We start from the raw sequence: 2493 nt of genomic DNA, 5'->3' as shown, positions 1-2493 counted from the left end.
TTTGATCAAATGTAGTGTTATTTTATTTTTCTTAATGATTCTCCTTTGAGCTCTATTTTGTGAGCATGGGCTGTCAATCTGTCAAGGATTGCATCCGCCAGCGTAGGCTCATTTATGTAGTCATACCATTTGTTTACCGGCAGCTGTGAGGTAATGATAGTAGCTCCGTTCCGATACCGGTCCTCCATAATTTGTAACAGGGTAAGTCTGCTGTCCGGATCCAGCGGCTTAAGCCCGAAATCATCCAGGATCAGCAAAGGAGTTTTTGCTATCATATTCAACCACTTGAGATATGATCCGTCTAAGCGGGCAGCGCCCAGTGCTTCCAGAAATCGGTTCATTGAATAATAGACTGTGCGAAAGCCCAGCATGCAGGCCTTACGTCCCAGGGCACAAGCCAGGAAACTCTTCCCGCAGCCTGTAGCACCGGTAATGAGGACATTGTCTCCTTTGTGGATAAAAAGCCCATCACAAAGTTGTATGAGCTGTTCCTTTAATAATCCCCGTTCGGGTGAGCAGTTTACCTGTTCGGGTAAAGCCTGATAACGCAGCTTGGATAAGCGTAAATACAGTTCTGTACGTGCCATCTGTCTGTGCTGCAGTTCCGCTTCGGTCAGCATGCCCAATAGTAAATGAGGTTCAGGTTGTTGATGCAGGGGTTGTTCCAGGACAGCCTGATAAGATCCGGCCATGCCGAAGAGTTTTAACTGGCGTAATTGTTCTAATGTACTTTGCGTGTTCATGTCGTTGAGGTTATTTATGTAAGTGAAAGATTATTCAAAAGCCCGGGATCCTCTCAGGTTTTCGTGACTGGGTAAGGTGAATAGATCCGGAGAAGCCGGATCTTCTAGTTTATCCAGATTAGCTGAAAGAATGTTGTGGATCGTGCGGTAGTTATAGGTTCGCCCTTTCAAGGCTCTGGTGCATGCCGCCTCGATGCGCTCTGTTCCGTAAGAGCGGGCCAGGCGAAGTATCCCTAAGCAAGCATGATAGGTTTGCTCGGTGAAACGTTTACTGTCGAGCATAGCCTGCATGTATGCTTTGCTGGCTATGCCCATCTTTTCGGCCTGAAGAAGAAAGTAATCGGCATCCCATCCCTTTTGTTCCAGGTATCGCTGGTGACCCTGAGGCATGTGCTCTGCAATGGTTGTATATCCGTGTTTTTTATAACTGCGTTGGTGCAGGGCAATTCGCTGGTGCTGGTAAAATACCTCTACAATATCGGTATCATAAACAGCCTGGACCTTCTTTCCGATGTAGGAAAAGGGTACACTGTACTGATGCCAGTCTTCGCCCAGAATAATATGATAGTTCTTCTGCACTTTGCATTCCGCTCCGTGGCGCATGATATATTCCTGCTCAGGCAGAGTTTGCAGGTAAGGCTTTTCCAATTCCATGAAACGACTAGACCGGTTCGCTTCCTTTTTCTGAAAAGCACGTTGGTGGTGAAACAATAACTGTTGGGCCATCGCCTGATTCAGCTCAGAGAGGCTAAAGAATAATTGATCTCTTAGCGGGGCATAAACGCGCTGGTAGATCAGCTTGACTTCACTTTCTACCGGTGCTTTATCCTTGGGTTTACGCACCCGGGAAGCAAGCAGGGTAAGGCCGTTATGTAGTGCCCATTGCTGGATCATTTGAGTAAAGACAGGTTCATAGCGACAACTGCGTTGCACGATCTGCTTCATATTGTCACTCTTAAAGTTTGCAGGAACACCTCCAAAGAAGAGCAGGCAGGCATTCAGTGCTTTCAGCAGCTGAGGCTGGGTGGCATTGGGTAAAGCAACCGCATAACTGTACCCGCTGAACGGCAACACACAAACCAGCACCGGGCACTGGATGAGTTCCCCGCTTGACTTATCGACATACGAGACCGTGTCTCCCGCAAAATCCACCAACATCATATCAGCCGGCTGATACTCAAAATGCATAGAAGCATTACTGAGTTTCTTCTGGCGCGATAACAGTTCGCAGAACTGAGGATATTCGTATCCCAAGGGGAACTCCCTTTTGTATTCTTCCCATAGTAGCCGACGAGTTACTCCGGTTCGTTTAAGTTCTGAAAGGAAATACACTGTTCGTTCCGCAAAATCAGAGCGCCGCTCGTCAGAAGAAAACGTCTTTAAAGAGGGATATACCAGGTCGGAGAGAGCTGAATCATTCATCTGGTGAACAGCATCTAATGAGAGCGAACTGTTCAGTATCCTGTCTACATACAGCTTGACTGTATTGCGTGAAAGACCTAATTCCTGGGCAATCTTACGCCCGGATACACCACGTTGTAAATAATGAATAATAAGGCGAACCTGTTGCATGGTTACAAGTTTATTTGACATCGGCTTTGCTAATTGTTGCAAAGACAATATCACGGTTAATAATAAACTTGTACGCTATAAGGGTGGCTCACTTACGCCAGATTGTCACAGCGATTGATTGGATCTTACTGGCTCAGTTTGACCAGAATCTTCACAAATCAACCCGTTACAAGGTGGC

The 2493-nt window shown here is 46.7% G+C and carries 2 protein-coding genes; both read right to left on the bottom strand.

Annotated features, from left to right (window positions below):
* Nucleotides 1–17: 17 nt before the first annotated feature.
* Nucleotides 18–743, bottom strand: a complete 726-nt coding sequence (istB, locus tag P2W72_RS15700; protein ID WP_276364578.1) for an IS21-like element helper ATPase IstB — start codon at nt 741–743, stop codon at nt 18–20.
* 30 nt (nt 744–773) lie between these two features.
* Nucleotides 774–2336, bottom strand: a complete 1563-nt coding sequence (gene istA, locus P2W72_RS15695) for an IS21 family transposase (protein WP_276364575.1) — start codon at nt 2334–2336, stop codon at nt 774–776.
* Nucleotides 2337–2493 lie beyond the last annotated feature (157 nt).

Origin of the sequence: Daejeonella sp. H1SJ63 (assembly GCF_029360775.1) — a bacterium.
Lineage (GTDB): Bacteria > Bacteroidota > Bacteroidia > Sphingobacteriales > Sphingobacteriaceae > Daejeonella.
The sequence above is the reverse complement of the archived record's forward strand: the minus strand, read 5'-3'. Positions and strand labels throughout refer to the sequence as shown.